Raw genomic sequence first — 16,999 nt, forward strand, 5'->3', positions numbered from 1 at the left:
AACATGATTGCGTTTGACAATTTTTTTTCATAATAACTAATTATTTCATCCTAGTATCTATCTTACAAAAATATAACAGGGACATAAACTCTATTAAATTTCCTAAAATACATAGAAAGTTGATTTTTTCGGATGGCTTTCAACCATCCGAAGGACTGATGTTGAATACCTTGTAAGTTGTTATCGATTTGTATATTTGCACGTAACACAAATTTATCCTCTCTAATCAAAATCAACTCGCTTTCTACTGTTGATACGTCTGATTTTTCGTAACTAAGATAAAAATTTCGTTGCATTTCCTTTAGAAGTTCCTTATCTGTAGTTTCAAATACATTTCCATCAGGCATATCTATAGATAGGCTAGACATATCAGATTTGGCAATAACTAAATACATTTTCCAGTTACCTGTTTCGAAATCAAACCCTTTTATAATATTTAAGGAGTCGCCCTTATACATCGGTTTAGTATCAATAGGGTCATACCCTTTTTCAGTTAATATGACAATGGGATTGAAGCAAAAAAATAGTAATATACTGCTTACAACTATTAGAATCGATAGTTTTTTTATCATTATAGTTTTCCTTTTTTCGTAATAATTTGTCCATTATTAGCTTTTAGTAATTCTTGATCTGTTTTAACCCCGCCATCGTACTGCACTCGAACATCTGACCCGTTTACAGTAGATTTTTTGTCTACTTTCTCTATAAATTGATCTACTACGCTTTTTTCAAAAAATTTATCTCCATCAACTGCGGTTCTACACCCTGCAACTAAATTAATCCAAGCACCACTTGCGAAAGCACTACTTTTAAAATCTGAAACCTCTAAGTAATCTGAAGAAGAATTTTGATAACCCACTTCTAAATCACCTGGCGTAGCATGACCGACATAGTAAAAACTGGTTATTTTATCATTTGTACGAGAATCACCTCCAGTTTTTTCATTAACATATTTTGTTATGTCTTCAGAATTATTTACTACCTGCACATCTATTCCAAGTTTTTTTGCCTGCTCTTTATACGATGCCAGCATTTTCTTGTCATGTCCGTACTTAGTAGAATTATCATTATAAATCAGCCATGTGACTTTTTCTTCGTCAGATTGTCGTTTATTAAGAGCGCGTTTAGCCCTATCCAACCCATTTGCTAAAAAATGTGTTTTATTGTCATGTTTTCCGGGTTGTCCAGATACCACAATTCCTTCCTTACCATCAGGGTCTATAAATTTTAAAGGATTGTTAAAGACATAACAATATGGATTCCATACTGGCATCTTCTCAGCCAGCGGATCAATTACCCCCCATCTACCAATACTAGGGTCATACATTCTCACGCCATAGTCTAAATAGCCTAAGTTGCCTTGCATTTCTTTTCCATTGTAAGTAAATCTATCTTTAGTCTCAAAGTTTGGCAATTTATTCTTATCTGCCACTACCTCTTTTTCGATGGCTAAGCCCCAAGGGTCGTAGTGGTTTTCTTGTATCACCACTGTAGGATAAGCTTGATTAGAAGCTGTGGCATTTTCTTTCTCCAAGCATCGGCAAGATGCCCGCAAATTCCCTAAATGATCTTTTAATTGATATTCATATTTACCAAATTTGGCTGTTGGAGTAGTAATTGCCGACTTATCTGCTTTATAAGCTTTAAGTTGTTCTTTGGGTAACCAGCGACCTTCTGAATTGCTAACAAATTCTAATGTATTGTTTAAGTAAACTGCATTGCCAATATAATCATAAGTTTTTGCACCATCAGTCATACTCAATTTTTGTCCACTTGTTGTATAAATATACGAATAAGTGGTACTTCCTGCCTTTATTTTACTTACTAATTTTGCGCTATTGTAAGTAATCATGTTATCTCCGGTTGAGACTCCTCTACCTGCATCGGTTTTTACACTACCGTCAGAGTAATAAGTGTAGGTGGATGCTTTGGCATAAGGGTTACTATTGACTGTGGCATTTCCGTCACTGATACTTGCTAGTTTATTTATGTTAGCATAGGTATATCCTAAATTATCAATTAGAGTATAGCCACTACCATCTTTCACATGACGTTTCAAGGATTTAATATTGCCGTTATCGTCATAAGTAATACCGTCGTTTGTATTGGAAGTAGATTCGCCTAATAGAAGAACCATATTCTCTGTCCTTTTTAAGGCGGCACGTGTTAAACGTTTAAACTTGTCGTATTTATAATCATATGTAAACAATTCGCTTGGGTAAATATCATAAGGGTCTGTAAATAATCCGTTTGTATTGTATTGGGCTGTGGTGATAGCCGTTTTATACGTTTGTCCATTGATATTTCCATCACCGGTATAAGTAAGACTCATACCAAAGAAATCATATTCTTTTGTAGCAGTCACTTTCAGATTGGCCGGGTCGTTGATTTTTGTAAGCCATCCTCTGATATTATAAGCATAATCGACCACCTGCGTGCGGCATCCCAATATTTTCTGTACCATTTCGCCTATTTCATTATAATTATAATGAGCAATAGGTTCCCAGTTTTCTGAATAATTTCCGTTGTCTATTTTCTGACAAACAGCAGTTGGTCGACCTCCGTAATCATATCCCGTTTTGGTTTTGGTAACTAATAAACCTATATTATCAACACTCTGATAAGTGGCTAAGGCCCTACCACTGAAATCAAGTGCTGAGCTAAAATAATCTGTTCCTTGCTTATGATTTTTCTTGACGGTGTGTATTACCCGTTGCTTATTATCGTAATAGATAGTTGTTGGCAATGACTGGTCTGCTACGTTTCCGTCTGTATCATAAGTAGCCTCCCAAAAACCCACCATCACTCCTATAACATGATTTCTATCAACCTTCCATTCGGTATTATCAGGTCTTCTGGTATTATCCTCATCTAATCTATAGGCTGCATCTATGGCATCATAACTATCGTAGAAAATCTTTTTAGTAGTTTTCTCCGGAACACTTGCATCAATAGTGCCTTTTTTCTCTTTCGTTTCCAGCATACGGTTAATACCATCATAGCTCATGATAAGCGTTACTGGCTGGTCATTGCGGTAATCTGTGGTAGTTTTGAGTAAATCATTATCATAATAAGTCATAGTTACAGCAACGGCACCGGGCACTTTTTTTCTTGCCATTAAACCTCTGCCATTGAATTCGTACTGAAAAATACCTTCAAGAAAAGAATCAGTGCCAAAAAGAGTAAACTCACCTGGAATAGTTCCCTTACTCGATTCCGGAGGGATTACACTTACCAACTGGCCTAAATCATTATAAATATAGTAAGTTTTCTGCCCCCCTACATCTTTACACACTACTCTGCCATCTCGGTCTTTATACTCATTAGTTATTAATGATTCACCTATTCCTCCTCCGGACTCAGTCGATATTGTTTTATATAAAGTATTGGCCTGATAGGGATTTGTATCTTTTTTCACTTTTACAGATACTGACGTCACATTGTTTATAGTTTGAGTTACTTTTTCAACTTTAAACATCAAGACCTCATTAGTATTATTAGCATAAGTAAGGTCTGTAATAGTATTTAGCGCTGCATTATCGTGTCCTGCTCCCTTTTGACTTGTTGGTCGGCTTAATGGAGAAGTTTCTAAGTCAGTAACTGAAAAAGGGGTACTACTGCTCTTATTGCTCTGATACCAGGTAATTGTATTAGATATGGCAGTAGCAATAAATTTACCATTATTATTAATTACAGGATAAGGCAAATATCCAGTAGTTGTTCTTCCATAAGAGTCATACTCTATGGCTTGAACGATATCCTGTTGTTCAGGCCCTGCATGAATGGCTATTTTTTGTGCTGGTCTGCCTAAACCGTCTGTATAAGTAACAGACTGCACACCGGTAGAGGCAGATTCATCTAAATAAGTAGTTTCAACTACGTAATTTTTTTCATCATTAAATTCGTTGACAAGGCTTGGGTTTTGAACACTTATTTTATCACAATCACCGCCCTCACAATCACAACTGGCTGCGCTTACTCTGACCTTAATTTCTTTATAGCAAGTCGCTTTGTTAGAATAATATACCCGATATACTTTATCTTCGTAGGGACTAGTACCTATTTTAGTCGGGCGGATATATATCGGTACAGTACTGGCAGTAGTTCTGGTAGAAAGACCGCTTGTACCTTTAGGGTCGGTAAACAGAGCTCCTTGGGTTTGCTGGTCTTTCCATTCAAATGTATTAGTATTGCCATCTAAAGCCGTTGCAATTCCTTTAATGGCTGTTCCTTCGGTTATTTTATAAGGAATGGTTGATGGGTCAGATGAAAGATTTATAGCAGGCGTAGTAGCTAACTCAAATCTCGGACAAGGCGGGTCTAAGGTAGGCGATGATGGGTCTAAGTACTCGGCAGAAATCAATTGTTTTGTGCCACCGTTTAATTGCCACTCAATTTTAATAAAACTTGCGCTTATGCCTTGCTTATGATGGACTTCAAACTGATAGCTTGTTCCGGCATCCAGGTGAATAGATGCTGACGGGACAGGTGTATCGTGGGCATTAGGTTGATCTTGTACCCATACAATTCGCTGTAAACCGCTTCCGGTGTTAAGGTAGACTTTTGCGCTATTATCGGCGTATACATGAAAGATATAATCTCCACTTACTGGTGGGCATATACTACCTTTCATGCGAGCGATAAAATTCTGTGTTGCGGTGTTATGAATTTCAAACATTTTTTCAGCACTTTCAACAGATGGTGCAAAAGCTGAGAGGCTTTTCCCTTTATTGAATAAATTAGTCAAATAGGTATCATCAAAATTATCAATTTCAGTACCTTCTATATCATCCCATCTATCATAATTGAGTTTTTTCTGCACATTACATATAGAAGCACAAACCACTGATACCTCCTGTACATTGGCATAACAAATATCTGCCGAGCCCTGGTCAATAGGAACACCTGTTACCCTTGAACGTACATAGACCTTGTAAATACCGTTGAGCAGACTGATAAATTCATTTGAACTTTGCCAGGTAGTATTATTAATGCTGTATTCAACGGTTCGACCTGCGGTATTTCCCAAAACATTTACCGTAATTTTTCCTAAGTTATTGACGCAACTTGCCTCAGCACCTGCATCTAAATTACAGTTACTGATTAGTAATTTTACCGTGGCTGTAGCTGTACAGGTCAAGTTATTGGTTAATTCAGAGATGGTTAACTTATAAGTACCTTCTCTTGCAGCTTTTGTAACATTAGTCAATATGGGATCCTGCTTAGTCGAAGTGAAACTATTTGGCCCTGTCCAGTTAAAGGTAGGCGGAGTAGGGTTATCTCCTATTACTTTTCCGGTAAACTCAACAGTGGCTCCTGCTTTAGCCGGGTTTGGATTGGCTGTAACTACAAGCTTAGAAACCGGGTTATGTTTTACTGTTACGCGCTCAGTCTCATTCTTGCCTGTACTACAACCGTTGTTTGCTTTTGCGTAATATGCTCCATCGCCTTCTATACTACTCGGTACTGAAAGAGAGCTATAAAAAACTCCATTACTTGTATTAGTTGTTATACCTGTGGTAATAGCAGTTGTTCGACCTTCTTTATACCATACAATTTGAGTAGCTATCTTGCTACTTGCTGTTAACATAAGTGTGGCACCTTCGCATACCGTTTGCGTGGTAGTCGGAGAAATATCTATGCACCTCTCAATCTTAATAGTTTTTGAAGTTTCACAAGTCTGACCGTTTCCTTCATATCTTAAAACGTACTTTTGCCCATTAGCTTTAACAGCATCCAAGGGCATTGTATAAGAGTTGCCAGTACCTACAACCGCACCATTTAAAAGCCATGTATAATTTGGGTTTTGCGGTAGTTTATCTTCCTCGCTAGTTAGTAATCTACTTATGAGATCAACACGAACTGCTTCTTCAAAATTAAGAAGATGGTAAGGCGTTCCATCTACTGTATAGAGTGGATGAGCCGCATCCTCAAAAGACCAATAATCATGGCAATCTCCTGTATACAATGCAGGATTATTTCGTGCACTCATATATGTAGAAGAAAGAGCTGATGCTATTGCTGCAGGAGTAACTCCGATTACATTTTCCCATACTCTGATTTCGTCGATAAGACCAACGAAACCTGAGTTAGCAATTCGTCCCGCAGTAGCACTTATATTAGAAGGATTAGTATAATTGGACGGCAGATATGGCGTAAATATACTTTGTGTAGCTTTGCCGATAAATACACCATTCAAATATAGTTCTGGTATTCTATTTCTGTAAAAAATAGCTAAATGATTCCATCCGGCCAATGGTCTGTCATAAGAAATGGACACTCTTCTATCATTTTTTTCAGGAATGGATTCAATAAGAGTCATTCCATTAGAGCCTATCGACAATTGTGCAAAGAACGAATTGTCAGGCTGTGCCCAAATATTAAACAAGAATCGGTGTTTTTCACCGCTACCTATAAAACCTACTGTAATAGGATTATTTTTCTTTACAAAAACCCATGCCTCAAAACCAAAATTATTGCTGTTAATGCTTAACCCTTGATTTAATACGATGGCATTATTACCGTTTAACTCGGCGGCACGACCCAACCCACTTGGATTATTTGAACTCGTAGAAGTAGGTCCGGCAAAGAGCGTAGGAGTTATACCCGAACCCTCCATAATAACTCCGTCAGGAATTACGTTGATGTAAGGTGCTGATCCACAAATTGGTGGTATTTCACAATCACTTTCAAAATAAGTGGTTATGGTACAACCTTTTTGATTAGTATCTGTTCCTTCAACTATTTCGCATCTATAAAAACCTCTTTCTAAATTAGTAAACTGAATAATTCCCGCAACGGGGTCATTTGAAGGTGTATTGGGTGGAATATCAGGTATCCAATTAACCCAGTCTCCCGTAGGCGTATAGGCACTTGAATTACTGGCATTAAAGTTCGATTTAGAAAGTCTGTATTGGAGAATTTTATTCTGAGAATGATCTTTAAAATAAACCCTATAAATTCCCTTTTTGGTAACATCATTACATTTTACTTCATCCTGATCAAATTTTAAAGCACAACACTGTATGGAGGCAGGTGTAATACGGAAAGGATCGAGAAATGTATCGCCGTTGCTTCCTCCCGGAGGTAACTTAACCTGAACTTTATATAATATCCCATCTTTATATGGCCAAGTCCAATCGAAAGTATTATAAGATGTAATTTGTAGAGGTACATCAGGTAAGTTTGTAAATACGCCAGGCGTAGTTTCTTTTTTGATAACTAGTGTTGCATTTGGTAACTGAAAATCTTTATTGGCTGAGTCGTATATAAATCCTTTTATATTTTCACAAGAAGTATTTACAATGTTTCCATTATATGAAGGTGTAACTGGTACATGCACATCTAAATCACTATAATGCGTACATTGAGAATTACTCACTGCCAAGTGATATATACCAGAGGTACCTGACCCGTTTTGAATGCTAAAAGGTCCAGTATCTTTCCTTGTGCCTCCATTATTAGGCAATGTCCATAAGAATTCACAAGTAGGACATGGTTTGTTTAAATCTGCATATATAGTAATAGTACCATTTTGCGCAGTTCCGGTAAAATTATACTTAGGGGTTGCTACAAGGTTGCAATCACAGATTTCAACATCTATACTTTTTTTACACCAAATATTATCTCTTTTTACTTTTAAAGTATATTTACCTTTATTGGCTTCCTGAGCACCATTTGGGAATGTAAATTCTCCGATGGTAGTTATCCTATTATTTTCATCATTCCCAAAATACCAACCAATTTCGGTGGCAGGTGTACCACTTGATACCCCACCATGTAAAATAAGTGTTTCACCTAAAGAGACGCCACAATCAGTTGCAGTAGCATTTGACCAGGCGTATACATCATTACCGCATTCGCCAGGGGGACTTATACAAACCTTATTCGAAAAACAAGAATAAAAGTAACTATTGTTAATTTCTACCATACATCTTACCTGATAGCATCCTTGCTCTGCGCCTATGGCACTTCCACTTTTATAATACGAGCCATCTCTATACCATTCGAAAGAACCCTGGCCATTCTGATAAGAACAGGACGATGAGGTAGAAAGTGTAGGTAATTGGTCACCGGGAATAGTTGTACTATTCCCTTCATTAATAGTAGGTGGTGTTGAGATAGCACAGCCTCCTATGATAACAGGGTCAGATAATTCAGTATAACAATTATTATCCACATAACATTGTACTTCATATGTGCCATCAGAGTTAACAGTAATTGTTGAACCATTATCAAATGATTGATTGGAATTATCTTTATACCATCGTAAAAAGCCGGGAGTGACAGTCCCGTTGCTGCTGGTAGCAAAGCAAGTGCTATTGGTACTGAGTACATAATTACTGCCATTAGCTACAGGAGTATTTATCACTGGCTTCGGGTTAGTGCATCCGGCGTTGCTACTATAAAGAGTTAAAATATCTGAATAAGCGGAAGTACAGGTACTATTTTCTCTACATAAAACTCTGTAGGAACCTACCCCAACATCACTAAGGGTATTAACAGCTGGATTTCCGGATGTAATACCTGCTCCCAGATAATTATTATTACTTGCATTATACCATTCAAAACTACCTGGGCAAGTGTAGGTAGTTGAGATGTTAATTTTCTGCCCATTTGAAAGATAAATTCCACTGGAAGGTGTATTGATAGTTGGGGCAGCCAAGCTACAACTGCTGACAGTAACTGCAGTTGAAGTATCACTTATACAAGTTCCACTAATACACCAAACTTTATATGTTTGTCCTGGAGAACCCTGGATGGTATTTGTGGTGGCATTTGTAGACCACTTGGGCGTCCCTATATTACAATTCGTGCTTAGTGGTGTAGTTTGGCCGGACTGTACCGATGGAGGATTAGCGGGCGAAATAATAGGTTTGTTAGGCTTAGTACAAGAAGGCGGCACAGTCCCTGTAACTTGAATATCCTTTGATGTATAGCCACTTTCACAATTGCCTAATACACATTTCGCTTTAAAAGAATAGGTGCCAATTATAGTATTTTCGTCAGTTTTAAAATTTACCGTTGTGGTTTTGCCTTGTTGTTCCCATACAACATCCCCGCTTGGACAGTTAGCTGTCAAGGTAGCTGTTTCCCCTCTTTGTATTATGTCTTTTGATGCAGAAATACTCGGATTTAGAGGAAGGGTTGGACATTCTTCCACTTCTACTTTAAAAGTTTTAGACGGTGCTCCACAGTAGTCACAATTTACTTTATAAATAGTAGTTTCATTTAATGTTGGCTTAAAAGTAAACCCACTACCTACAATATTTTCTCCTTTTCTCCATACTGCTGAGCAATTTGAACTTAAATTTAATGAGGTATTCTGTTTAATAGGAGCTGATGGAATACCACTAATAATTGGAAGTTCATTGTTTTTGGCATTTAGTTCAATTGTAGTTTTTGATCCAGGACATGACTCAACTTGCCAAGTGTACTTTCCTGGTTCTTTATATTTTATTCTGATACTGTTATCTGTTATTTCAATAATTTCTATGGAAGGTACCTCATTAACAGATGTCAGGTTTTCTAAAGGGAACTTACATACTTTCCAATTTGATACATTAATGCTAAAACGAATTTCTGTAACGAAGTTTATTTCAACATATTTGCATGCGTAAATGTCGGGATTACAAATAACAATTTGTGTTTCTGAATTATTTGTAGTCTGATTAATAGCGCTTATTTCAACACTTTCACTTTTCTTTTTAAGTTGAATGATAGATGTCACATTAAGCCTTACAATAAACAAATCGTTTATAAAAGCGCCTTTATGGCTTCTTAGTAACCTAAAATCAGTATTGGTATAATCCTTATAATATCCTTTAATAGTGTATTCCTGTTTTGGATTTTCTCCAGTTACCTTACCCTCCATAAAATCATAATATGTACCTCCAGTTTGCACAAAGCCATTAGAAAAAAGCACTTTTAAAGTGTATTCATTTGAACCTTCAAATTGAAACATTAATGTAGGACTAACATCTAAAAACTCGGCAGTTATTTTTATTTCAAACTCCTCCCCAATCTCTACTGAATCTTTGTTGGTGCTCACTCTGAATCGAACCGGGTCAAATTCTATCTTTTTTTCTATATAATCAATTTTATTAAAAGTATGTTTTACTGAATCATATCTATAATATTCTTGCTCATTCAGTGGGTTTTCATCTGCATTTTCTATCAATTTTAAATTCAGCAGTTTTTCCCTTATTTTAATTGGCAAAGGTTTTATAGGTAAAGGCCTGATAGAATTAATACCTTTACCTATTCTGGCGTCATCAGCCGGATTATTTTTTGAAGCAGAATCAATACTATTAGTCGTTGTGATAAGATTGTTTTCATATGTAGCACTATTGGAAGCTACTGAAAAAGATTGCTTGGATTTTATCGGGTTGGAAGAAATTTTAATAGAATTTGGTATTAACAAGTTTTGGCTAGTTGAAGTTAGTTTTTCTTCAGCGAAAACTTTAATACTTTTCAAAGGTTTTGTAAAGCTTACCAACAGAAAAAAAGCTAATAAAGAACTGAACAAATGTCTGTGTCTAATGTTTTTCATGATTATAAATGGTAAAATCAGGGCAGTATAATTTACAGTCTCTTTATTTTTTCTCCATCTGTTCTACTTTTAGCTTTAGTGCTTTTATTTCTTTATTCTGCTCTATCATATATAAAGTCAGTTCTTCTATCTTCTTTAGAAGTAATCGATTCATTTCACCTAAATCTTGACCATCACTTTCAATCTCTTTAGCTGAAGGTATTTCAGGCAGATGGCTATTCTTTTTAGTAAATTGCTCAACATCTTCAAGACTCGGGAGTTTGTAATCTGGACTAAAAACATAGTCTGGCCATACACCACCCACTCGTTTTTTGACTTTTATTTTTTCAGCAATAATATTTCCTCCAACAGCAAGTTTATAATCAGTTGGTATATTTGTGGTACCTATTCCTACTTGTCCGTTAGATTTAAACAATGTTTCATACCCATTAGCACTTAATTTTAAATCTCCTACTCCTAAAGTTCTTAATACTATATTGCCATAGTTAGCTATATCAGCCTCACCATTTGTATATTTTGATAGCATAATATAATCCCCTCCTCCTCCTATTCCTCCATTAGAGGAATTACCATCTAAAGCCAAATAAGTGCGCCCGCCATTTACATTATCATGTGCGAAAATTGCACCTGTACTTGCGCCTCTAAATACTGCACTACCTTGAACAGTAAATTTATCAGTGGCCGGAGTAATTCCGACGCCTATATTGCCATTACCATCAATTATCATCCTTGACGTGTTATTTGTGCCAAATTGAAGAGCAGCATTTCTGTAGTTATAGATGCTCATTACATCACCAGACGAGCCACTTTCATATCCTATAAGTCCATAATTCGCATTTTCAGCCTTAAATAATGTGTACGGTCTTCCTCCTGTGCCTATAGTTTCAATAGTTTGAACAGCTGCACCAGTTATTGTATTTAATGTGATATGTAATTTCGTTAAAGGATTATTTGTGCCAATACCTAAATTGCCTGATCCGGCAAGTCTCATGCTTTCTCCAGAACCAGCATTAATACTATTTCCAAAAATAATAGGTTTAGAAATATCTGAGGTTGCCAATACTAGACCAGAGTAAGTTCCATCATATCCTATTTTACTTCTTCCGTCTTGAAACACTATCCCCGCATGCTCTGAACTTATTCCAGCTATGGACCTTATATTCATCGTAGAAATACCTGTGGCTCCTCTTAAATCTAAGGTAGAAGTGGGCGTTGTAGTTCCAATCCCTACTTTTCCACCATTGAAAGTAAAATTGGAATTATTAGTTACAAATCGCATGTGGCCTGTGTTGGCCTGATTTGCCTTAAAATAAATATCAGGTATTGTTCTATCTCTATATATGTCTAAATTATTTGAAGCATCATATCCTATTTTTAATGATGCTCGATTGTCAGGAGCGTCCCTGGCGTAAATAGCTAAATCTCCTCGGGTGGAATCAGCGGTAGAAAGAGCTGTGCCTAAAACTATATTCATATTTTTATCATACTTAACTAAAAGATTGTCATAAGCCTGTACAGCTTCTGGATGAAGAAGAAATAATTCAGAAATACCTAATCGACCATTTGTTCCGCTAGCTGTATAAAAAGTGAATCGTACTTTATTGGGAATTAAGCCAGTTACTTTCTTTAAATAATCCTGTTTGTTGTAACCTGTTGTATCAACTATAGTTGTCCAGGTATTGATAGGTACACCTGGGGATGAGTTATTAAAAGTATTAAAAATTTGTATTTTAAATTTAGTTGGCCCCCAAGACCTTGTTGACCATCCAATCCATACACCAGCTTGTGTATGATATGATGTTGTTATATCATGTATAGTTATGGCAATTGAATCGGTAATTCCTGATGATGTAAAAGAAGGAAAAAAGCTACCATTAAATAACTCATCTATATTGAGTTTAGACGAATCGGTTCCAGTTCCTGTCTGCTCAACCAGTTTTCTTTTCTGGATATTAAAAAGGAGATTCTTTTCTAAAGTTGAGATAGTCTTATTTGAAGGATATAAATCTTGAGCTAAAACATTTAAACTACAGAATGTTATAGTTATTAGTAATAAAAATCTTTTCATTTTACTGTTCTCTTAGGGTGGTTAATTTCTTCTTGTATTTTTTATCTGAGAAACCTATTCTAAATTTTCCTTTCTTATAGTTAATTCTTCTGCTTTTTTGAGCAATAACTGAGTTGCACCTCCTAATTTCTATTTTTTATTTTCTTTTTTTATTCTATAAATTTTTAGATATTGGATGAATATAGTTAGCTCTATATATGTAAATTGGTTTACCTATATTTGCTTTTATTTTCTGCAATAATCCCCCTTAAGACAACTAATTTTAGCTGACGGATATAGCAATTATATCTAATAATATTACTCTTTCCGGGTAGTTTCTGGCTCTATAATCTATATACTAAATTCAACGAGAAGTGCTAGTAATCTATCTTTAGACACATACTTATTAGCGGCTAAACAACAAAGAAAAATGCAAACTCCGTTTTAGAAGGCACTAAACTATCTATACCTAAATTATTGAGTAAAACAACTAAATTGACAATTGTATAAAATAGTTGCATCTATATGAAATGTACCATTACTAACGAATCTCTGATTTATAGGTGAATTTGTTAGTACGCATTATATTAATTGTATACAAATTCTTTATGCGTTTTTAGCAATGAAACGCTTTAAAGAAAGGGTAAAATCTTTCTAAAAGCTTCAAGTCTTTCTATACAATAAAAAATGGCTTTGGTAGTATGATTTTAACTTTTACCATTAAAATTTAGAATTGCTTTTTGGTTACGCTACTTACTGTTGTCGGAATTTTTACCTTTTATAATAGTATTTATACCGAATAAGGTTTTAATAGATAACTTTTAAACTGATAGCTCGTAAACTCTTACTCGGTATAAACTTTAATATTAGTCTTTAATTAAACCCAATAATAATAATATAATCTCATTAAACATAAAAAACTTTTTTTACGGTACTTTTTCAAAAATAAATATCTATTTACAGGATAACTCCTATCTCAAAACAATTTTTGCTTTTTGACTAAGAATCAACATATTCATTTAACAAGTGTTTTTAAGTGATTTATATATATATACTTTAAGAGGTTTTTTGACATTATTTCGTAAATCGTTAAAAGGTAATGAATCCCTGCGCCTGTGGCTATAATAATCATCCAGAAAAACAGTTTACCTGCCTTCCGGGTGCAGTAGGCAAATACTTAAATAAAATATCAGGACCTTTATTAGACATAATTGATTTGCATGAGATTCCTCAATTATTTATTTATTTCTTCAATTACCTTATTTTCTTCTGCTTCCATAAAACTATTAAGCCTCTTTTTAATAGTATCCCAGTGAAACCCAACTAAGAAGATAATGCATCCAATAGCCAAAAATAGAAGCAACTTTAATATTGTATTTCCTAAAGAAGATTCTTTGTTTGATGAATGGACATAATTGTAATCATAGTAATTTGCTCCCGAAGGAGCTTCACTTTCTACAGACCAATCTCCCATATAGTCTGAAAGAGTCATATTTTCTATATTCATAATTTTAGGATAGTTTTTTGATGTATATTATGTTGTTTGTGGAGATATTTAGAGCGTAATCATCATAAACAAATTCCTGCTTCTGTCCCATTCTGCTAACATAAGCAAATTGGAAACCTGCTCTGTTAAGAAGAGTTTCTTGAATAGGATTATTTCCAAATAATTGATATAAATGAGCCAGTATATTTCTATTATATTTCACTTGGTCAAAAGCTTGTTTAAGGCTTTTATTGCGTTCACGAGCTAAGTCATTATTGAATTCAGACTTACATCCAGTGGAGCAAAAAAGGCGATTACGTCTTCCCTCAAAAGTATTGTTGCAATTTTTACATTTGATTGTTTTCATTTTTCAGATTTTAAAATTTATTCAGATAAATTCGTATTTATACGGATATATTTGATTTTAAGAGGTATCCCAGAATACTGGATAATTATGGTCTGTTAATGCCCAACCGTATTTCTCATCTCTTCTTATTAAAAAATCGCTGATGTCTAAGCCAGATTCTCTCTCACTCAAACTAGCTTTTTGTTCCAATAAATCAGAAATAATTACTTGGCAGCCTAAATGTTTTTTAAGTAATTCTCCTTTATTTAACCAAGTATCATAAGGTGTTAACCCTTTTATATTTCTTATGCCCAAATCTGGATACAATATTAGTTTTCTACCTGTTAATACCTCACACCGTTCTACTGTTAAATTCGATAAGCTACCTACAGCAAGCCATAAAAGGTCAGGAAGTAATACGCTTGCTATAACTGCTGTTTTTTCTGACTCCACTAAGGCAATTACTTTATCAGGTTGGTACTTATTTATAAGATGTTCTCCAAATAAGCACTGAGATAAGTTGAATTTTTTCAATACAAGATTTCTCTCTAATTTAGTGTGTACCCATGAAATATGAGGAAAAGGTTCTTTAACTCGTTTTCCTGATACTGAATTATACAGAATAACTTTTCCTGTATGTGCTTTAGAATTACCATCAATTTGCCAAAAAATGGTCGCTCCTCTCCAGCAATCAGATGTACCTATTTTGTAAGTTTTCATCAGTTTCTCACTCACTTCCTTTCCAAAAAGACTTTTTACGTAGATGCCAAAGTTATTTTCTTTATTATTAAATGAAGCTTCAACATATTCACTTGCTATAAAATCTCCCTGTCTTTTAACTTCATTGAATGTTTTAGGAGACTGGTAGAAAAGCACTTTTGAATTAGGATTTTCTTCAAAAAATTGTTTAGGAGAATAATGGTAATTGCATTTTACTATTCTATTGCACTTACCTACATGATTTGATAAGTATGCATCCGTTTCATTATTTTTGTAAAGTTTAAATTCTTTTTTTCCGCAAGCAGGGCAGACAAATAATTTAATTGCCCTTACATTATCGAGACTATATTGGTATTGATTCATAAAATTAATGTGTTTTGCATTTTGCATTTCTTGCACTTTGTGCACTTTAAAAGCAGAAAATGCAAAAAGTGCACAAAATGCAAAGTGCAATTTGTCTTAGTATAACTTTTCATATTCTCCATGTGAAACCTTAGCAAAAAGGTCTTTGTCGTTTAGCCAGTTCTTGAAATTTCGTTCTTTTAAGCCATTCACGAGAGCTATTTTTAGCCCAATTTCTGTCTTAAATTTTTCAGGCAAGACTTCATAAACTTTTAATTTATCTTTTGAGAGTTTATCCTTAGGGCTATTTCTATTGATAGTGTAATAAACTTTTTCAGCAGTTTTTCTGAAATATTCAGTTAGAGCAATTGCTTTAATAATTGTGTCTTTAGAGATTATATCTTTTCCTTCTTCACCAGCAGCCCACTTCGCTAATTGAAGAATCAAGCAAAATCTTGAAATATATACTTCAAGCTTACTATAAATACCCTCTAATGATTCATTATCAACCGAACGACATAAGTCCGTATTTTTTCTTTGCCATTCAAATAGTAATTCTTTAGCTTCATTTGAAAACTCTACGATAGTTGCAATAGGCCTATGATATTCATCTTTGAATATGGGCATATCTAATAGTTGATTAATGAAATTCGTGTAGTCAGTAACTGTTTCAGAAGAAATATTAATATCAGTCCAATATTCCTTTTGTAAACTATCAGGTATTGCAAAGAGAATTCTATCAATAAAACCACTATCCCCTCTTGATTCCTTAATAATTTCGTTAAGTCTGGCTATTTGTATAGTACCAATGACTGAAATAAATGGGCTTGAAATATATATTGGGTCACCTGTTTTACGGTCAGAAATAATGGATTTGCCACTCCAGTTACTAAGCCATGATTCCTGTTCATTCCCTTTATTATATCTATTAAAGTTTTTAAACCAGCCAACAAACTCATCCATATAAATCCCTAAACCTTTTAAGTTATTTTGATGGATTTCAATAATTACTTCTGGCGTATAATCTGACAATATTGTTTTTTGCAAGATTGGTTTTAACGGTTCTTCTTCGTTTTTCTCCTGCTTCTTCATTTCCTTAATCTTAATATATTCAAGCATTTCGGCTTTATATTTTTGGCTTAAAAGGAAATCTTTATCCAATATTGGTTTTAAGGCGAAGCTAAGTGGATGTGATTTATTTGTTCCTGCTCTACCAGCCAAGCATACATACACTACAGCATTTTCTAACCATGATTCTTTAATTTTGATTTTGTGTGTATTCCCAATAGATATGGAGATAGCATATAATATAGCAGAGCTAATGAAGTCAATTGGATATTTTAAACACTCATGCGTTGCAAGAATAACATATTGTAAAGATTCTGGGAAAACATGAATCGGGAAGGGCTCTACATTATATTCCTCATTAGATAATTGATAAAATCTATTTTGATTTTGCTCAATGTCTTCGATAAATTCTGTGTGTGAAATTCGAGTGGTCATTGT

At 34.7% G+C, this 16,999-nt stretch carries 7 protein-coding genes and 1 pseudogene; 1 reads left to right on the plus strand and 7 read right to left on the minus strand.

Going from position 1 to position 16,999, the window contains the following annotated elements; translation table 11 throughout:
• Window positions 1-62: 62 nt before the first annotated feature.
• From EWM59_RS15535 to EWM59_RS15545, 3 genes are all read right to left on the minus strand, one after another.
• The gene (locus tag EWM59_RS15535; protein WP_130022151.1) at window positions 63-572 is read right to left on the minus strand and encodes a hypothetical protein; all 510 of its coding nucleotides are present in this window, start codon (window positions 570-572) and stop codon (window positions 63-65) included.
• Window positions 572-10,423, minus strand: a complete 9,852-nt coding sequence (locus EWM59_RS15540) for a DUF6443 domain-containing protein (protein ID WP_165372191.1) — start codon at window positions 10,421-10,423, stop codon at window positions 572-574. The genes EWM59_RS15535 and EWM59_RS15540 overlap by 1 nt, the downstream gene beginning before the upstream one ends.
• 172 nt (window positions 10,424-10,595) lie before the next feature.
• Window positions 10,596-12,620 (minus strand): hypothetical protein, encoded by a 2,025-nt coding sequence (locus EWM59_RS15545; protein ID WP_130022153.1) that lies wholly within the window; start codon window positions 12,618-12,620, stop codon window positions 10,596-10,598.
• Between the two features lie 1,078 nt (window positions 12,621-13,698).
• Here EWM59_RS15545 and EWM59_RS15550 point away from each other — a divergent pair.
• A pseudogene (locus tag EWM59_RS15550) lies at window positions 13,699-13,821 on the plus strand (ATP-binding protein); the annotation flags it as partial.
• Window positions 13,822-13,833: 12 nt separating this feature from the next.
• Here EWM59_RS15550 and EWM59_RS27645 read toward each other — a convergent pair.
• From EWM59_RS27645 to EWM59_RS15565, 4 genes are all read right to left on the minus strand, one after another.
• Window positions 13,834-14,106, minus strand: a complete 273-nt coding sequence (locus EWM59_RS27645; RefSeq protein WP_165372189.1) for a hypothetical protein — start codon at window positions 14,104-14,106, stop codon at window positions 13,834-13,836.
• A gap of 4 nt (window positions 14,107-14,110) precedes the next feature.
• On the minus strand, window positions 14,111-14,452 hold the full coding sequence (locus tag EWM59_RS15555; protein ID WP_130022154.1) for a hypothetical protein: 342 nt from the start codon (window positions 14,450-14,452) through the stop codon (window positions 14,111-14,113).
• A 57-nt stretch (window positions 14,453-14,509) separates the two neighbouring features.
• On the minus strand, window positions 14,510-15,514 hold the full coding sequence (locus EWM59_RS15560; protein WP_130022155.1) for a DUF6371 domain-containing protein: 1,005 nt from the start codon (window positions 15,512-15,514) through the stop codon (window positions 14,510-14,512).
• Between the two features lie 96 nt (window positions 15,515-15,610).
• Window positions 15,611-16,996: a DUF3987 domain-containing protein gene (locus EWM59_RS15565; protein ID WP_130022156.1), complete on the minus strand. Its 1,386-nt coding sequence runs from the start codon at window positions 16,994-16,996 to the stop codon at window positions 15,611-15,613.
• Between the last annotated feature and the right edge of the window lie 3 nt (window positions 16,997-16,999).

Origin of the sequence: Emticicia agri (assembly GCF_004168285.1) — a bacterium.
In the GTDB taxonomy this organism is placed as follows: Bacteria; Bacteroidota; Bacteroidia; order Cytophagales; family Spirosomataceae; genus Emticicia; species Emticicia agri.